The organism is Variovorax sp. E3, assembly GCF_016082275.1.
In the GTDB taxonomy this organism is placed as follows: Bacteria; Pseudomonadota; Gammaproteobacteria; order Burkholderiales; family Burkholderiaceae_C; genus Variovorax.
The window spans coordinates 1-16,130 of the sequence record NZ_MOWM01000166.1 but is presented as its reverse complement, the minus strand read 5'-3'; the positions used below and the strand labels follow the sequence as shown (position 1 = coordinate 16,130).

General features: G+C 69.8%; 14 protein-coding genes and 1 pseudogene. 9 read left to right on the top strand and 6 right to left on the bottom strand.

Going from position 1 to position 16,130, the window contains the following annotated elements; translation table 11 throughout:
* The 9 genes from BMG07_RS34570 to BMG07_RS43345 form a co-directional block, all read left to right on the top strand.
* Window positions 1-2,159 (top strand): TonB-dependent siderophore receptor (locus BMG07_RS34570; RefSeq protein ID WP_198088291.1); only part of this gene is annotated, 2,159 nt, incomplete at its 5' end.
* Between the two features lie 105 nt (window positions 2,160-2,264).
* A complete protein-coding gene (locus BMG07_RS34565; protein ID WP_198088290.1) occupies window positions 2,265-2,768 on the top strand; it encodes a sigma-70 family RNA polymerase sigma factor in 504 nt (167 codons plus the stop codon).
* Between the two features lie 14 nt (window positions 2,769-2,782).
* Entirely contained in the window at window positions 2,783-2,968 is a 186-nt protein-coding gene (locus tag BMG07_RS44455) for a DUF4880 domain-containing protein (protein ID WP_307867213.1), read from the top strand.
* Window positions 2,968-3,732: a FecR domain-containing protein gene (locus BMG07_RS34560; protein ID WP_307867212.1), complete on the top strand. Its 765-nt coding sequence runs from the start codon at window positions 2,968-2,970 to the stop codon at window positions 3,730-3,732. Before BMG07_RS44455 ends, BMG07_RS34560 begins: the two co-directional genes overlap by 1 nt.
* Window positions 3,699-3,833 carry a hypothetical protein gene (locus tag BMG07_RS44450; RefSeq protein WP_307867211.1) on the top strand — a complete coding sequence of 45 codons (135 nt, stop codon included), beginning with the start codon at window positions 3,699-3,701 and terminating at the stop codon, window positions 3,831-3,833. Before BMG07_RS34560 ends, BMG07_RS44450 begins: the two co-directional genes overlap by 34 nt.
* Window positions 3,834-4,464: 631 nt before the next feature.
* Entirely contained in the window at window positions 4,465-6,369 is a 1,905-nt protein-coding gene (locus tag BMG07_RS34555; RefSeq protein ID WP_307867210.1) for a TonB-dependent siderophore receptor, read from the top strand.
* An 82-nt stretch (window positions 6,370-6,451) separates the two neighbouring features.
* On the top strand, window positions 6,452-6,748 hold the full coding sequence (locus BMG07_RS34550) for a DUF3649 domain-containing protein (RefSeq protein WP_198088289.1): 297 nt from the start codon (window positions 6,452-6,454) through the stop codon (window positions 6,746-6,748).
* Window positions 6,745-8,421: a PepSY domain-containing protein gene (locus BMG07_RS34545; RefSeq protein ID WP_198088288.1), complete on the top strand. Its 1,677-nt coding sequence runs from the start codon at window positions 6,745-6,747 to the stop codon at window positions 8,419-8,421. The genes BMG07_RS34550 and BMG07_RS34545 overlap by 4 nt, the downstream gene beginning before the upstream one ends.
* Window positions 8,418-8,981 (top strand): DUF3325 domain-containing protein, encoded by a 564-nt coding sequence (locus tag BMG07_RS43345; RefSeq protein WP_307867209.1) that lies wholly within the window; start codon window positions 8,418-8,420, stop codon window positions 8,979-8,981. The genes BMG07_RS34545 and BMG07_RS43345 overlap by 4 nt, the downstream gene beginning before the upstream one ends.
* 548 nt (window positions 8,982-9,529) lie before the next feature.
* Here the strand turns inward: BMG07_RS43345 and BMG07_RS34535 are convergent.
* The 6 genes and pseudogenes from BMG07_RS34535 to BMG07_RS34510 all read right to left on the bottom strand — a co-directional run.
* Window positions 9,530-12,612, bottom strand: a pseudogene (locus BMG07_RS34535) (efflux RND transporter permease subunit); the annotation flags it as partial.
* A gap of 13 nt (window positions 12,613-12,625) precedes the next feature.
* Window positions 12,626-13,786 (bottom strand): efflux RND transporter periplasmic adaptor subunit, encoded by a 1,161-nt coding sequence (locus BMG07_RS34530; RefSeq protein WP_198088287.1) that lies wholly within the window; start codon window positions 13,784-13,786, stop codon window positions 12,626-12,628.
* 240 nt (window positions 13,787-14,026) lie between these two features.
* The gene (locus BMG07_RS34525) at window positions 14,027-14,569 is read right to left on the bottom strand and encodes an Rrf2 family transcriptional regulator (protein WP_198088286.1); all 543 of its coding nucleotides are present in this window, start codon (window positions 14,567-14,569) and stop codon (window positions 14,027-14,029) included.
* A 25-nt stretch (window positions 14,570-14,594) separates the two neighbouring features.
* On the bottom strand, window positions 14,595-15,293 hold the full coding sequence (locus BMG07_RS34520) for a Bax inhibitor-1/YccA family protein (RefSeq protein ID WP_198088285.1): 699 nt from the start codon (window positions 15,291-15,293) through the stop codon (window positions 14,595-14,597).
* 184 nt (window positions 15,294-15,477) lie between these two features.
* Window positions 15,478-15,861 (bottom strand): hypothetical protein, encoded by a 384-nt coding sequence (locus BMG07_RS34515; RefSeq protein WP_269759686.1) that lies wholly within the window; start codon window positions 15,859-15,861, stop codon window positions 15,478-15,480.
* A 79-nt stretch (window positions 15,862-15,940) separates the two neighbouring features.
* Window positions 15,941-16,130 (bottom strand): hypothetical protein (locus BMG07_RS34510; RefSeq protein ID WP_198088284.1); only part of this gene is annotated, 190 nt, incomplete at its 5' end.

Below are 16,130 nucleotides of genomic sequence, written 5' to 3'. Positions count from 1 at the left end.
GCCTCGAAGCGGCCGGCGGCGCGGGCGGCGCCTACGTGCTGCGCCCCTCCGGCATCGGCGGCGAGAGCGGCGCCGACAGCACCACGCTCGCCCCCGTCACCGTGACGGCCGAGGCCGAGCGCAGCGCCACCACCGAGGGCACGCGCTCGTACACCGCGCGCGCGCTGACGCTGGGCAAGGGCGAGCAGTCGATGAAGGACATTCCGCAATCGGTCAGCGTGCTCACGCGCCAGCGGCTGGACGACCAGGGCCTGGTCGACCTGCGCGACGCGGCCAACATCGTCACCGGGCTGGTCGGCGTGAAGGGCGTGGGGCCGGGCACGGTGCTGTCGTCGCGCGGCTTCCAGATCGACGCGTGGCAGTACGACGGCGTGCCGGTGCCGCGCAACTGGTATTCGCTGGGCAACTGGGCCACCGAGAACCTGGTGATCTACGACCGGCTCGAGGTGCTGCGCGGCGCGGCCGGCCTGCTGCAGGGCTCGGGCAGCCCCGGCGGCGCGGTCAACCTGGTGCGCAAGCGCGGCCAGGCCGACAAGACGCTCACGCTCACCGGCAAGGCCGGCTCGTGGGACCACTACGGCGTGCAGCTGGACGCCGGCGGCCCGCTCAACGCCGAAGGCACGCTGCGCGGGCGCGTGGTGATCGACGAAGACCGCAGCCGTTCGTTCACCGACTTCGTGTGGAGCAGGACGCGCACCCTGTACGGCGCCATCGACTACGACATCTCGCCCGACACCACCGTGGGCTTCGGCGTGAGCCGCGTCGAGGGGCGCGGGCGGCCCATGCTGCGCGGCTTTGCGCGCTTTCCGGACGGCACCGACATCGGCCTGCCGCGCTCGGTGTACACCGGCGCCTTGTGGAACCACCACGAGACCGACCAGACCACGGTGTACGCCGACCTGGAGCACCGCTTCAATGCGCGCTGGAAGCTCAAGGCCTCGGTGCTGGGCATGAACGAGAAGAACACCTCGCAGCACCAGCGCATGCACGGCGACGTGCAGCCCGACGGCAGCGGCCTGAGCTTCGCCGACTGGGACAACCTCTTCGATTCGAAGAAGGCCGGGCTCGACGTGTACCTGAACGGGCGCTTCGAGGCGCTGTCGATGGAACACGACGTGACGGTGGGCGCGAACTATTCCAAGTACACCTCGGCGGACCGCTTCGCGCGCCGCTTCACCGGCGGCGGCAACATCTTCGCCATCGACCACTACCGCCCGGCGCAGAGCTACGACACCATCCTGGCGGCCGGCGGCACCAAGAGCCACACCTACTACGACATCAGCCAGTCGGGCCTGTACGGCAGCTGGCGAGCCAAGCTGGCGGAGCCGCTGACGGCCATCGTCGGCGCGCGCGCGAGCTGGTACGACTACCTCTATGCCGACCGCACCCGCGACACCCGCAGCACCGTGACCATCAACGGCAAGATCACGCCCTACGTCGGCCTGGTGTATGCGCTGAACAAGCAGTGGTCGGCCTACGGCAGCGTCACCCAGGTGTTCGAGCCGCAGACCGAGGTCGCGCTCGACAACCAGCCGCTGCAGCCCATCACCGGGCGCAACCACGAGCTGGGCCTGAAGGGCGAGCTGATGGACGGGCGCCTGAACGCCTCGGTGGCCGTGTTCCGCTACGACCACAAGAACCGCGCCGTGACCGACTACGACAGCGGCTATGCCTGCGCCGACTGGTACTGCTACAAGTCCTCGGGCAAGGTGCGCAGCGAAGGCTTCGAGGCCGAGCTCAGCGGCGAGGTCGCGCCGCGCCTGCAGCTCACGGCCGGCTACACCTACAACACCACCAAGTTCCTCGACGACCCCGACAACAAGGGCCAGGTCTTCAGCCAGTGGACACCCAAGCACATGCTGCGCGTGTGGAGCAGCTACCAGCTGCCGGGCACGTGGAACCGGCTCAGCGTGGGCGGCGGCTTCACCATCCAGAGCAGCACGCTGGGCTACGACCGTTCGTTCAAGGTGCCGGGCTTCACGGTGTGGAGCGCGCGCCTGGCGTACCAGGCCACGCCGGAAGTGAGCCTGGCGGTGAACATCAACAACATCTTCGACAAGCGCTACTACATCCCGGCGTTCAACGAGACCAACGGCAACAACAACTACGGCGACCCGCGCAACGTGATGTTCACGGTGAAGTACACGCCGAAGCTGTAAGGGGAGGGCAGGCGCGGACACGGACACGGGCGCGGACTGCCTTTGTTCTAAAATGAGAATTATTCTTGTTTACGAGCGGCAGTCCGGCCGCCGTGCCGTCCTTTCATGCCCGCCGCCGAAGCCGCTTTCCAGCAAGTCCACACCCTCTACAGCGACCACCACGGCTGGCTCCAGTCGTGGCTGCGCAAGAAGCTCGGCAACTCCTGCGACGCGGCCGACCTTGCGCAGGACACCTTCACGCGCCTGCTCACGGCGCGCAACCCCGAAGTCATCGCGCAGCCGCGCGCCTACCTGACGAGCGTCGCCAAGAACATCCTCGTCAACTGGTACCAGCGCCAGGCGCTGGAGCGCGCCTACCTCGAGGCGCTGGCCGTCATGCCCGAGCCCGAGGCACCGTCGCCCGAGCAGCGCCTGCTGATCCTGCAGACGCTGCACGAGATCGACGCCATGCTCGACGCGCTCAAGCCGCAGGCGCGGCGCGCCTTCCTGCTCTCGCAGATCGAGGGCATGAAATACGAGGACATCGCGCGCGAACTCGGCGTGGCGCTGGTCACCGTCAAGCGCTACATGCAGCAGGGCTTTCGCGGCTGCCTGGCGCTGATGGACTGAGCGGCGGCGTGACGATGAAGCCGCTGGCCTTCGAGGCGTCGCCGTCCGGCGCGCTCGCCCCCCATGTGCTCGACGAGGCCGCCGAATGGCTCATGCGCCTGCACGACAGCGCCGCCACCGACGACGACCGCCGCGCCTGCGAGCGCTGGCGCCAGCGCCACCCCGACACGCGCGCGCCTGGGCACGCGCCGAGCTGCTGATGAACAAGCTCGGCGGCCTGCCGTCGGCGCTGGCGATGCCGTCGCTCTCGCGGCCCGCGCGCACCAGCCGGCGCGCGGCCGTTGCGCGGCTGGCCGCGCTGCTCGCGACAGTGCCCGCCGCATGGCTCGGCTGGCGCTTCGTCCACGCGCACGGCTGGACCGCGCAGCACCACACCTCCACCGGCGAGCGCCGCGAACTCCTGCTGTCCGACGGCACCCGCGTCACGCTGAACACCGCGAGCGCGATCGATGTGCGCTTCGACGCCGCGCAGCGCCTCGTGGTGTTGCGTGCCGGCGAGATCCTCGTGGCCACCGCGCCCGACACCGCCGCCGCGCACCGCCCGTTCCGTGTCCAGTCTGGCAGCGGCACGATGGAAGCGCTGGGCACGCGCTTCAGCGTGCGGCAGGAAGAAGAGGGCGGCGCCACCCGCATCGCCGTGCTCGAAGGCGCGGTGCGCATTTCGCCCGCAAGTGGCGCCGCGTCGCGCGTGCTGCCGGCGGGGCAGCAGGGGCGCTTCAGCGCCGGCGGCATCGACGGCGCCTTCACGCCGGCCGACGAAGCGACGTGGCGTGGACGCAGGGCATGCTGCTGGCCGACCGCATGCGGCTGGCCGACTTTGCGGCCGAGCTGTCGCGCTACCGGCCCGGCGCGCTGCATTGCGACGCGGCGGTGGCCGACCTGCGCGTGTCGGGCGCGTTCCCCGTCGCCGACACCGACCGCGTGCTGGGCATGCTGGTGTCGACCTACCCGGTCGATGCGGTGACGCGGCTGCGCGGCTACTGGGTCACGCTGGTGCCGCGCGCGAGCGCCGACGCAGATGCCGATGCAGGCGGCACACCGAAAAATATTTCCGCCAAGGGGTGAGACTTTTTCGTTTCGGCTGGCAAGGGAGGTGAACACCCCTCCATTGCCCAACCGAAAGGCCCCGTTTCCATGTCCGCATCACGCCCGTCCGCCCTGCCGTTTTCGCACGCAGAGCGTCGCCTGAACACCGCCCTTCGCCAGGCCCTGCTGGTGCTGGCCCTCGGAGGCCTGGCCGGTGCCGCCGTGCCCACGGCCTTTGCCGCGGAGGCGAGCTCGCTGGACGCGGCCGCGTCCAGCGCTTACGACATTCCCGCCGGCCCGCTCGGCCGCACGCTCGCGGCCTTTGCGGTGCACAGCGGCATCGCGCTGTCCTTCGACCCCGCGCTGACCGAAGGCCGCACCGGCCCCGCGCTCTCGGGCCGCTACACCGCGCGCGAAGCCGTCACGCGGCTGCTCGCGGGCAGCGGCCTGCAGGTGGTGGGCCGCACGACGGCAGCTACACGCTGGGCCGCCGCGAAGCCGATGCAAGCGCGGGGCGCGCGACCGGCGTCGACACGCTCGCGCCCGTCACCGTCACGGCCGAGGCCGACCGCAGCGGCACCACCGAAGGCACCGGCGCCTACACCACGCGCGCCACGGCCGCGGCCACGGGCCTGGCGCTGGCGCGCGCGACACGCCGCAGTCGGTCACCGTGCTCACGCGCCAGCAGATCGAAGACCAGAACATGCTCTCGCTCGGCCAGGCGATGAAGAGCGTCACCGGCGTCTTCGCGGTCAGCTCCGACACCGACCGCACCGACCTCTATGCGCGCGGCTTCTACATCGACAACTACCAGTACGACGGCGTGCCCACCACCGTCACCACCGATTTCTTCGGCGCCTCCAACAGCGACCCGCTGCTGTACGACCGCATCGAGATCGTGCGCGGCGCAACGGGGCTGCTCACGGGCGCGGGCAACCCGTCGGCGTCGATCAATCTCGTGCGCAAGCATGCGGACAGCAAGGTGTTCGCGGGCTCGGCGTCGCTGGCCCTGGGTTCGTGGAACCTGCGCCGCGGCACGGTCGACCTGTCGACCCCGCTCACCGAAGACGGCCGCGTGCGCGCGCGGCTGATCGGCATGGCCGAGCAGCGCGACTCGTTCATCGACATGTACCACGGCCGCAAGCAGGTGCTGTACGGCGTGGTCGACGCCGACCTCACGCCCGCCACGTCGCTGAGCGTGGGCATCGACTACCAGGCCAACCGACCGACCGGCTCGACCTGGGGCGGCCTGCCGCTGGTGTTCGGCGACGGCACGCCGACCGACTGGCGCCGTGGCAAGACCGTGGGCACGCCGTGGACGCACTGGGACACGACCAACACCACCGTCTTCGCAAACCTCGTGCACCGCTTCGACAACGACTGGAAGCTCAAGGCCAACCTGTCGTACCGCAAGAGCGAGCAGAACGCCAAGCTGCTGTACCTGTCCGGCGACCTCGACCGCTTCACCGGCACCGGGCTGCGCACGCTGCCCGGCTTCTTCGAGCATGCGTACCGCCAGAGCAGCGTCGACCTGCAGGCCACCGGCCCGTTCGAGCTGCTGGGCCGCAAGCACGAACTGGTGGCGGGCCTGAGCCATTCGCAGTCGCGCTACCTGCAGGCCAAGCACCCGCTGACCAACACGGCGGCCGGCACCGGCAACTTCTACGAATGGAACGGCTCGTACCCCGAGCCGACCTGGGGCGCGCTCGAGGTGTCGCAGATCGACAAGACCCGCCAGACCGGCTACTACGGCGCGGTGCGCCTGTCGCTGGCCGACCCGCTCAAGCTCATCGTGGGCGGGCGGCAGAACAGCTGGCGCACGCGCAACGCCACGGCCGCGCGCAGCCACGAGGTGTTCACGCCCTACGCCGGGCTGGTGTACGACCTGAACGCCAGCTACTCGCTCTATGCGAGCTACACCGACATCTTCCTGCCGCAGGACTACCGCGACGCCGCCGGCGCGTACCTCGACCCGGTCACGGGCAAGAACTACGAGCTGGGCATCAAGGGCGAGCACCTGGGCGGCAAGCTCAACACCTCGTTCGCCGTCTTCCGCTCGCGCCAGGAAAACGTGGGGCAGCGCGACGGCACGCGGCTCGTGCCCAACTCGACCGACAGCGCCTACTACGGCGCCAAGGGCGTGACCACCAAGGGCTTCGAGGCGCAGGTGTCGGGCGAGCTCGCGAGCGGGTGGAACCTCAGCGCCGGCATCGCGCGCACGCTGGGCCGCGAGGGCAGCGGCAAGCCGATCAACACCGCGATGCCGAGCACGCTGATCAACGTGTTCACCACCTACCGGCTGCCGGGCCGCTGGCAGCAGCTCACGCTCGGCGGCGGCGTGAACTGGCAGAACCGCACTTATTACGGCTACAGCGTCGGCGACGTCGCGCTGCGCTACCAGCAGAACTCGGTGGCCGTGGTGGGCCTGATGGCGCGCTACGCGTTCAACCCGAAGCTCACGCTGCAACTGAACATCGACAACCTCTTTAACAAGAAGTACTACAACAACATCGACGGACAGGGCTACCAGGGCACGCCGCGCAACGCGGTGGCAACGCTCACTTACAAGTTCTGAGGGCCGGCCTGACCCTTTTTGCGGTTTCGTTTGTCATGTAGGGAGAGGGGCGCGAATTTCCGCGCCCCGTTTTTTCCCCACCATGACATCCCGCCTTTCTTCCCCTTCCCCGGGCCTGCTGCTGCTGGGCCGCGTCGCGGCCGCCGTGTTCGGCGGCTATGCGCTGGCCGCGGCCGTGGCGCTGTTCCTCGCGGCGGTGCTGCCCACGGGCCGCGCCGAAGCCGTCGTCGGCGGCATGCAGTTCAGCTTTGCCGTGCACGCGCTGGCGGTGGTCTGGGCGTTCTCGCCGGTGGCGTTGTCTCGCGTGTGGGCGGGGTTGCTTTTGCCGGCCGTGGTGCTGGCGGGGCTGGGTTGGGCGCTGCGCGGAGCGGGCGCATGAGCGGGAAGGACCAGCGGCAGCAGGGCGGTTTCCGCCAGGCGCAGGCGTGGCTGCACACGTGGTGCGGGCTGTGGTTCTCGTGGCTGCTGTTCGCGGTGTTCCTCACCGGCACGATCGCGGTGTTCGACGACCCCCTCACGCACTGGATGACGCCGGAGCACCGCGCCGAAGAAGCCGCCGAGGCCGCGGCGCCCAAGTCTGCCGCGGCCACCGGCGCCGACCGCGCGCAGCGCCTGGCCTGGGGCGTGGCCTACATGGCCGAGCACCACCCCGCCGCGAAGATGTGGGAGCTGTGGCCTTCGGATGCGAACGGCGGCGGCGGCCTCACCGTCTACTGGTTCGACGCCAACAACCAGTACGCCTCGACCAGCCTCGACCCCGCCACCGGGCGGCCGTTGGGCGCCGTCGCCGCAGCCGGCGAGCACGCGGTGCGCGCCACCCTCGGCGGCCATCACTTCGTCGACTTCCACTACGAGCTGCACGCGGGCACCGTCGGCCTGTGGATCGTCGGCATCGCCGCGCTGGCGATGCTGGTGGCGCTGGTGTCGGGCGTCGTCACGCACAAGCGCATCTTCAAGGACTTCTTCACCTTCCGCCCGAAGAAGGGACAGCGCAGCTGGCTCGACGCGCACAACGCGGTGGCGGTGCTCACGCTGCCTTTTCAATTCATGATCGCCTACACCGGCCTCGTGATCTCGGGCACCACCTTCATGCCGGCCGGCAAGCTGCTGCACTACGGCACGGGCAGTGCGGCGCAGGCCCGGTTCGCGTCGGAGCTGGGCGAAGGCGCCAGGCCCGCGCGCACCGGCCGCGCGATGCCGCTGCCCGAGCTCGAACCCTTTGCCGCGCGCGGCCAGCAGCTCACGGGCCAGCCCGTGCGCGCGGTGGTGATCGACCACCCCGGCGACGCCGGCGCGCGCATCGGCGTCTACGGCTGGAACGGCGACGACGAATCGCTGCGCCGCATCAACGCCAACACCGGCATGGCGATGTTCTCGGCCGCCACGGGCGAGCTGCAGCGCATGCGCCTGCCGGGCGCGTCGGAGGGCGGGGCCGCCATGCTCGCGCAGTCGACCATGGGCGGGCTGCACATGGCCACCTTCGGCGGCTGGGGCATGAAGTGGCTGTACTTTTTGTGCGGGCTCGCGGGCACCGCGATGATGGGCACGGGCGCCATCCTGTTCATCGTGAAGCGCAGGCAGAAGCACCTCGGCGAATTCGGCGGCGCAACGGCGCGGGTGTACCGGCTGGTCGAGGCGCTGAACGTCGCGGCCATCGCGGGGCTCGCCGTGGCGTGCATGGGCTTTCTGTGGGCCAACCGGCTGATTCCGGTGGACGTCGCGCAGCGCGCCGACTGGGAGCTGCGCGCCTTCTTCGCCGCGTGGGTGCTGACGCTGGCGCACGCCTTCATTCGCTCGCCGGCGCGGGCCTGGCGCGAGCAACTGGGCGCGCTCGCGGCGCTGTGCCTGCTGCTGCCGGTGCTCGACGTGCTGACCACCGGCGACCACCTGCCCGCGCAAGTGCTGCGCGGCGACTGGGAAAGCACGGGCGTGGCGCTGGTCGCGATGGCCTTCGGCATCGCCGCGCTCGGGGCGTTGCGCCATCTGCGCGGCGCGCACAAAAGGAAGACGCCGCACGCCGCCTTGCGCGCTGCCTCGGAGCCCGCGGCATGACGACCTCGTACGCTTCGCTGCTGAGCCTTGCGCTGGCCTATGCCGGCATGGCGGGCCTGGGCTTTGCCATGGACCGGCACTATGAACAACTGACGCGTTCGCGCGAAACGCCGTCGCGCCATCGCGTGCTGCTGCGCGTTGGTGGTGCGGTGCTGCTTGTCGCGGCCGCCGTGCCCTGCGTGATCGCGTGGGGCGCTACCGTCGGGCCGGTCGCGTGGCTCGGTTTCCTGTCGGCCGGTGCGTTGCCGTTGGCGCTGATGCTGCCTTACCGGCCACGCGCGGCGCGTGGCTCGCGGGCATCGCCGCCGTGGCGGGTGGCGCCGCGCTGGCGGGGGCGATGCTCTGACCGGCATGGCCTTTCGCTCTTTTTCTCAACCCTCTGTTCCTGTCACACATGCCGTCTTCTTTCTTTCGTCTTCGCCCCTTGTTCCTGGCCGTCGCCTGCCTTGCCGCCACCGGCGCCGCGCAGGCCGACTACCTCTGGCTGTCGCGCGACGGCGATGCCGCCACGGCGCGCCTGGGCGAGCTCGACAGGAAGCCACAGCCGGCGGCCGCCGTGAGCGCGCCGCGCGCGTTCCTGGCCGACGGCAAGGACCTGCCGCTGACCGTCGAGCCCGATCGCGTCGTCATCCCTGCGACGGCGGGCGCCGACCTGCGCGCCGTCGCAAGCCGTGCCGCCGAGGAGGGTGGCAAGGCCACGCTCACGCAGTACCAGGCACGCTGGGGCCGCGCGGAAACCAAGGCCGTGAATGACCTGGAACTGGTGCCCACCGAACCCGGCGGCAACACCTTCAAGCTGGTGTGGAAGGGCAACACTGTGCCGGCCACGCAGGTCAATGTCGACACCGCCGAAGGCTGGCGCCGCGTGCTGCGTCCCGCCAAGGACGGCACCGTGACGCTGGGCACGCCATTCCCCGGCCTCTACGTGCTGGAAGTGACGGCGCGCGTGAACGGCGCGGTGACCATCGACGGCAAGAAGTACGACGAAGTGCGGCACACGGCGACGCTGAGCTTCGACGTGCCGGCCAAGGGCACCGGGCAGTAGGCCCTGGCCGGAACGCGGCCGCTCAGGCCGCCTGTTCCATCCCCAGCCTGCTCCCACCCCACGCCCCGCCAGCCGCTTCACCAGCAGGTAGAACAGCGGCACGAAGAAGATCCCCAGCGCCGTCGCGGCCAGCACGCCGCCGAACACCCCGGTGCCGATGGCGATCTGGCTCGCCGAACCCGCGCCCGTGGCCAGCGCCAGCGGAATCACACCCGCCAGGAAGGCCAGCGAGGTCATCAGGATCGGTCGCAGCCGCAGGCGCGCGCCCTCGGCCACCGCGTCCAGCAGCGGCACGCCGCGGCGCAGCGCCGCTTCGGCGAACTCGATGATCAGGATCGCGTTCTTGGCCGACAGCCCGATGGTCGCGAGCAGGCCGACCTGGAAGTAGATGTCGTTCGACAGCCCGCGCAGCGACGCGGCAATCACCGCGCCCAGCACGCCCAGCGGAATCACCAGCATCACCGAGAACGGCACCGACCAGCTTTCGTACAGCGCGGCCAGGCACAGGAACACCACCAGGATCGACAGCGCGAACAGCAGCGGCGCCTGCCCGCCCGACAGCCGCTCCTGGTAGGACAGCCCGCTCCATGCGTAGCCCGTGCCGCTTTGCTTCTTCGCGACCGACTCGACCGCCGCCATGGCCGTGCCCGACTGGTGCCGTGCGCGGCCGAGCCCTGGATCTGCACCGCCGGCACGCCGTTGTAGCGCTCCAGCTGCGACGCGCCCTGCGACCACTGCGTGGTCGCGAAGGCCGAGAAGGGCGTCATCGCGCCGGTGCTGCCGCGCACGAACCACTGGCGCATGTCGTCGGGCGCCGAGCGGTAGGGCGCGTCGGCCTGCACGTACACGCGCTTCACGCGGCCGCGATCGATGAAGTCGTTGACGTAGCTGCCGCCCCAGGCAATGCCCAGCGTGGTGTTCACGTCGTCCAGCGACAGCCGCAGCGCCGACGCCTTGACCTGGTCGATGTCGACCCGCAGCTGCGGCGTGTTGGCGATGCTGTTGGCGCGCACCGACTGCAGGCGCTTGTCCTTGTTGGCGTCGCGCACCAGCGCCTCGCGCTTTTGCACCAGCTTGTCGGAGCCCATGCCCGAGGTGTCCTGCAACCAGAACTCGAAGCCGTTCGACTGGCCCAGGCCCTCGATGGGCGGCGGCACCATGCCGTAGACCTCGGCGTCGCGCTGCTGTTTCGACAGCGCCGCGCTGGCGCGCTCGACGATGGCCTGCGCGCGCTGGCTCGCGTCCTTGCGCTGCGCCCAGTCCTTCAGCGAGACGAAGGCCATGCCCGTGTGCTGCCCCGAGCCGCCGTAGCTCCAGCCCGCGAGCGTGAAGATGGTGTCGGTGGTGTCCTTCTCGGTTTCCAGGAAGTGCTTCTCGACCGCCAGGTTCACCGCGTCGGTGCGGCTTTGCGTGGCGCCGGCCGGCAGCGAGATCTGCACCATCACGCTGCCCTGGTCTTCCTCGGGCAGGAAGCCGCCGGGCAGGCCGACGTACAGCAGCCCCATGCCCGCCACGATGGCCACGTACACCGCCGTGAAGCGCAGCGGCTTGCGCAGGATGCGGCCCAACAGCCCCACGTAGCGGCCCTGCGAGGCGTCGAAGTGGCGGTTGAAAGCACCCAGGAAGCCGCGCGTGCGCGGCGGCACGCCCGGCTTCAGGAAGCGCGCGCACAGCGCCGGAATCAGCACGATGGCCACCACCACCGACAGCGCCATCGACGCGATGATGGTCACCGAGAACTGCCGGTAGATCACGCCCACCGAGCCGCCGAAGAAGGTCATCGGCAGGAACACCGCCGACACCACCACGGCAATGCCGATCAGCGCGCCGGTGATTTCCTTCATCGACTTGATGGTGGCGGCCTTCGGGTCCAGCCCCTCTTCGTGCATGACGCGCTCGACGTTCTCCACCACCACGATGGCGTCGTCCACCAGCAGGCCGATGGCCAGCACCATGCCGAACAGCGTGAGTACGTTGATCGAATAGCCGAAGGCCGCGAGCACGCCGAAGGTGCCCAGCAGCACCACCGGCACGGTGATGGCCGGGATCACCGTGGCGCGCCAGTTCTGCAGGAACAGGAACATCACGACCACCACCAGCGCGATGGCCTCCAGCAGCGTCTTGATGACCGACTGGATCGAGATCTTCACGAAGCGCGTCGTGTCTTCGGCGTAGGCCACGCGCAGGCCGGCGGGCAGCGAGGGCTCCATCTCGGCGATGTGCGCCTTCACCGCGTTGGCGGTGGTCAGCGCGTTGGCGCCGGGCGCCAGCATGATGGCCGCGCCGGCGGCGGGGTGGCCGTTCAGGCGCGTGGTTTCCGTGTACGACTCGCTGCCGATTTCCACCCGCGCCACGTCGCCCAGCCGCACCACGGCGCCGTCGGCCTGCGTCTTGAGCACGATGCCGCGGAACTGCTCGGGCGTCTGCAGCCGCGAGAGCGCAGTGACGGTCGCGTTGAGCTGCTGCCTGGGCGACGACGGCCGCGCGCCGATTTCGCCGACCGACACCTGCGTGTTCTGCGCGGCAATGGCGGCCGTGATGTCCGAGGGCATCAGCTGGTAGCTGGCCAGGCGATGCGGGTCGAGCCAGATGCGCATCGCGTACGACGCGCCGAAGGCCTGCACCGAGCCCACGCCGTCGACACGGCTCACGGGGTCGCGCAGGTTGCTGGCCATCCAGTCGGCCACGTCGGTGTCGGTGCGGCGGTCGGTTTCGTCGTAAAGCGCCACGATCAGCAGGAAGTTGTTCTGCGACTTGGCCACCGTCACGCCCTGCTGCTGCACCGCCTGCGGCAGGCGGCTGGTGGCCTGGCTGACCTTGTTCTGCACCTGCACCTGCGCGGTGTCGGGGTCGATGCCCTGGCGGAAGGTGATGCCGATCTCGGCGTAGCCGGCCGAGCTGCTGGTCGACTTGAAATACAGCAGGCCGTCGATGCCCTTGAGCTGCTGCTCGAGCACCTGCGTCACGCTGGTCTCCACCGCCTGCGCCGAGGCGCCGGGGTAGTTGGCCGAGACCACCACGGTGGGCGGCGCGATGTCCGGGTACTGCGACACCGGCAGCGTGCGAATGGCCATGCCGCCGGCCAGCATGATGAGGATGGCGATGACCCATGCGAACACGGGCCGCTGGATGAAGAAGTTCGCGATCACGGTGTGCTTCTCAATCCGCCGAAGAGGCCGTGGTCGGCGCCGTTGCCGCCGCCGTCACGGGCACCGGCTTGACCTTCTCGCCCGCGTGCGCGCGCTGCAGCCCGTCGACCACCAGGCGGTCGCCGTCGCGCAGCCCCTGGGTCACGACCCACTGGTCGCCCACGGCGCTGCGCACTTCGAGCGCGCGCAGCTCGACCTTGTCGCCCGCGCCCACCACCAGCGCGGTCGGCTCGCCCTTCTCGTTGCGCGCCACGCCGCGCTGCGGCGCCAGCACCGCCTGCCGTTCCACGCCCGACTCGACCTGCGCGCGCACGTACATGCCGGGCAGCAGCAACCCCTGCGGGTTCGGAAACTCCGCGCGCAGCGTGACCGAGCCGGTGGCCGCGTCGACGCCCACTTCCGAGAACTTCATCGTGCCCGCGTGCGGGTAGGGCACGCCGTCTTCCATGCGCAGGCCGACCTGCGTGCTCGCGGGCGCCATGTCGCCCGAGATGAAGCGGCGCTTGAGCCGCGTGAGCTCCAGGCTGGACTGCACCACGTCCACGTAGATCGGGTCCAGCCGCTGGATGGTCGCCAGCGCCAGGGCCTGGCCCGGCGCCACCAGCGCGCCCTCGGTCACGCTCGAGCGCCCGATGCGCCCGGCGATGGGCGCGGCGATGCGCGTGAACTCGAGGTTGATGCGCGCCGCCTTCAGCGCCGCCTGCGCGGCCTTCACGCCGGCCTCGGCCTGCACCAGCGCGGCTTGCGCCTCTTCATGCTCCTGGCGGCTCACGGCGTTGGCCTTGACCAGCTCGCCGAAGCGCCCGGCCTTGCCGCGCAGGCTGGCGATGTTGGCTTGCGAGGTGGCGAGCGCGGCCTGCGCCTGCTCGTGCGCGGCCTCGAAGGGGCCGGGCTCGATCTCGTACAGCACCTGGCCCGCGCGGACCATGCTGCCTTCCTCGAACAGGCGCTTGCGCACGATGCCGTTCACTTGCGGCCGCACTTCCGACACGCGGAACGCGACCGTGCGGCCCGGCAGTTCGGTGCGCACCGGCACGTCGCCGGCGTGCAGGGTGAGCACGCCGACTTCGGGCGGCGCCGCGTCGGCGGCGGGAGGCTGCTTGGCACCGCAGGCGGCGAGCGCCAGCAGGGAGAGCAGCGAAAGGGGGAGCAGGAGCTTGTTGAAAGTCATGGCCGTTGCCGTTGGGAAACGCGGTGCGGCGCGAGCCGGAATCGTCCGGGTCGCGCACTTTGTTTTTGCACCGTGATGGTGCATTTTGCCTGTCGTGCTGCGTCGCAACATGAAGGATTCCTGAGACTTGCCAGAGGCAAGACCAACGAAAAAGGCCCACGCAGGCAAGCGCCCGCCGCCACGTCGATCCGTGGCGGCGGGCCCTGCCGCATGGGCCGCGATGCGTTGGCTGGCTCGGAGCTAGCTGGCGCTTTGCTGACGCCGTCCCAGTGCGAACACCGAGTTCGGCGCGTCGACGACGAAAGGCTTGCGCGTGACGGGCTGACCGCTCGGCGAGCGACGGCTGTCGCTGCGAACGGCGGCTTGCACGCCCTTGGCCTTCTGTTCGTCGACCAGGCTTTGCAGCGAGATCGACTTGAGGAACTCGACCGCCCGCAGGTTCACGGTGGCCCAGAGCTCGTCGATTTCGCAGCGGCCGGGTTCGCCAGGCGCGTCGGCGCCGCGCTGGCGGTTGGAATCGGCATCGTGTTCCTCGATCGAGAGGACGATGTCGGCCACGGAAATATCCGCCGCCTTCCGGCTCAGAGAATACCCGCCGCCGGGACCGCGTGTCGATTCGACCAGGTCGTTGCGGCGCAGCTTGCCGAACAGCAACTCCAGGTAGGACAGCGACACGCGCTGGCGCAGGCTGATGGAAGCCAGCGTGACCGGACCCGAACGTCCGTGCAGGGCGATGTCGATCATCGCCGTGACCGCGAAGCGGCCTTTGGTGGTGAGGCGCATGGGAGTTTCCTTCCTTCCTGGAGAGTTACTCGTCCCGGCCGCCGGCGATGCCCAGCAGGGCCAGCAGCGACTGGAACACGTTGTAGATGCTGAGGTACACGCCCAGCGTGGCGGAGATGTAGTTGGTCTCCAGGCCGTCCTTCACGCGCTTGAGGTCGTGCAGGATGAAGGCCGAGAAAATGCCGATGGCCGCGACCGACAGCGTCATCATCAGCGCGCTCGACTGGATGAAGAAGTTGGCGATGCCCGCCACCAGCAGCAGGATGGCGCCGATGAAGAGCCACTTGCCCATCGACGTCAGGTCGCGCTTGATGACTGACGACAGCGTGGCCATGCCGAAGAAGATCGCGCCCGTGCCGGCGAAGGCCGTCATGACCAGGCTGGCGCCGTTCTGCAGGCCGAGCACCGTGCCGACCAGGCGCGACAGCATCAGGCCCATGAAGAAGGTGAAGGCCAGCAGCACCGGTACGCCGGCGGCCGATTCCTTGGTCTTCTCGATGGCGTACATGAAGCCGAAGGCGCCGCCCAGGAACACCATCAGGCCGATGCCCGGCGACATCGCGCGCGAGAAGCCGGTGCTCACGCCGATCCAGGCGCCCAGCACGGTGGGCACCATCGACAGCGCGAGCAGCCAGTAGGTGTTGCGCAGGACGCGGTTGCGTTCCTGGGGCGAAGCCAGCGGCAGGTCGAGGCTGGCGTTGTAAGCGGTAGGGCTGTTGTTCATTGTGTTGATTCCTTGTTGGCTCCGGATACGGCACGTGCCGAATGCGGAGCGGCCGTAAGAAAACGAGAAAAAGCGAGAGAAAAAGCGGGTCTGGGCGATGCGGGATGCCGCCGAATGGCCGGCAGGCCCGGATCGGAGGGAGGCGGGCGCTGGCGGCACCCGGTCGCGCAGAGGCCTTGCGGCCTCAGGCGACGAGGGTCGCGGCGCGGGGTGGCCGCTTGGGCCGGGCGAGGAACGGCGAGACCGTGGTGGTCAGGCCGAGCTTGGGTGGCTGCTCCGAGAGAAGGAGCGGCAGCGGGGTGTCGTTGCGTGCGTCGACCAGCTCGGCGTGTTCGGAGCCGGCTTCATCGACGGAATTGGCATCGTCGGATGCCGAATCGGCATCGGCGACCTTGGCGTCCGCCAGCACGTCGGCCAGCGACACGGCCGTGACGGTGGTCGTCTGGGTGGTGGCCTGGGCCGACGGGTCGTGCGAATGGCCAGCACCGATCATGTTGTGCGCAAGCACGGCAAAGCCGTAGCAGGACAACATGATGGCAAGGACAGTAGCGGCAAACCAGCGGGACATGAAGGGGTAATTTTACCTGCCGCGCCGGGGGGTGTCCGGCGCAGCCACTTTCAACCGACCGGATCGCACGGATGCTCGCTCAGGCGGGCGCGGTCGGTGTGTCGCTGCCGGCGGGCTGCAGCCACTCGCTTGCGTGGGTGCGCAAGGCGTCGATCTGCAGCCAGATCAGACCGAGTTCGGTGTGAAAAGTTCGCGCCTGCGGGTCGGGCTCGGCGCTGGCGGCGGCTGCCTGGGCCAGCGCGGCGCGCGCCGCCAGCTCCGCCCCGGTG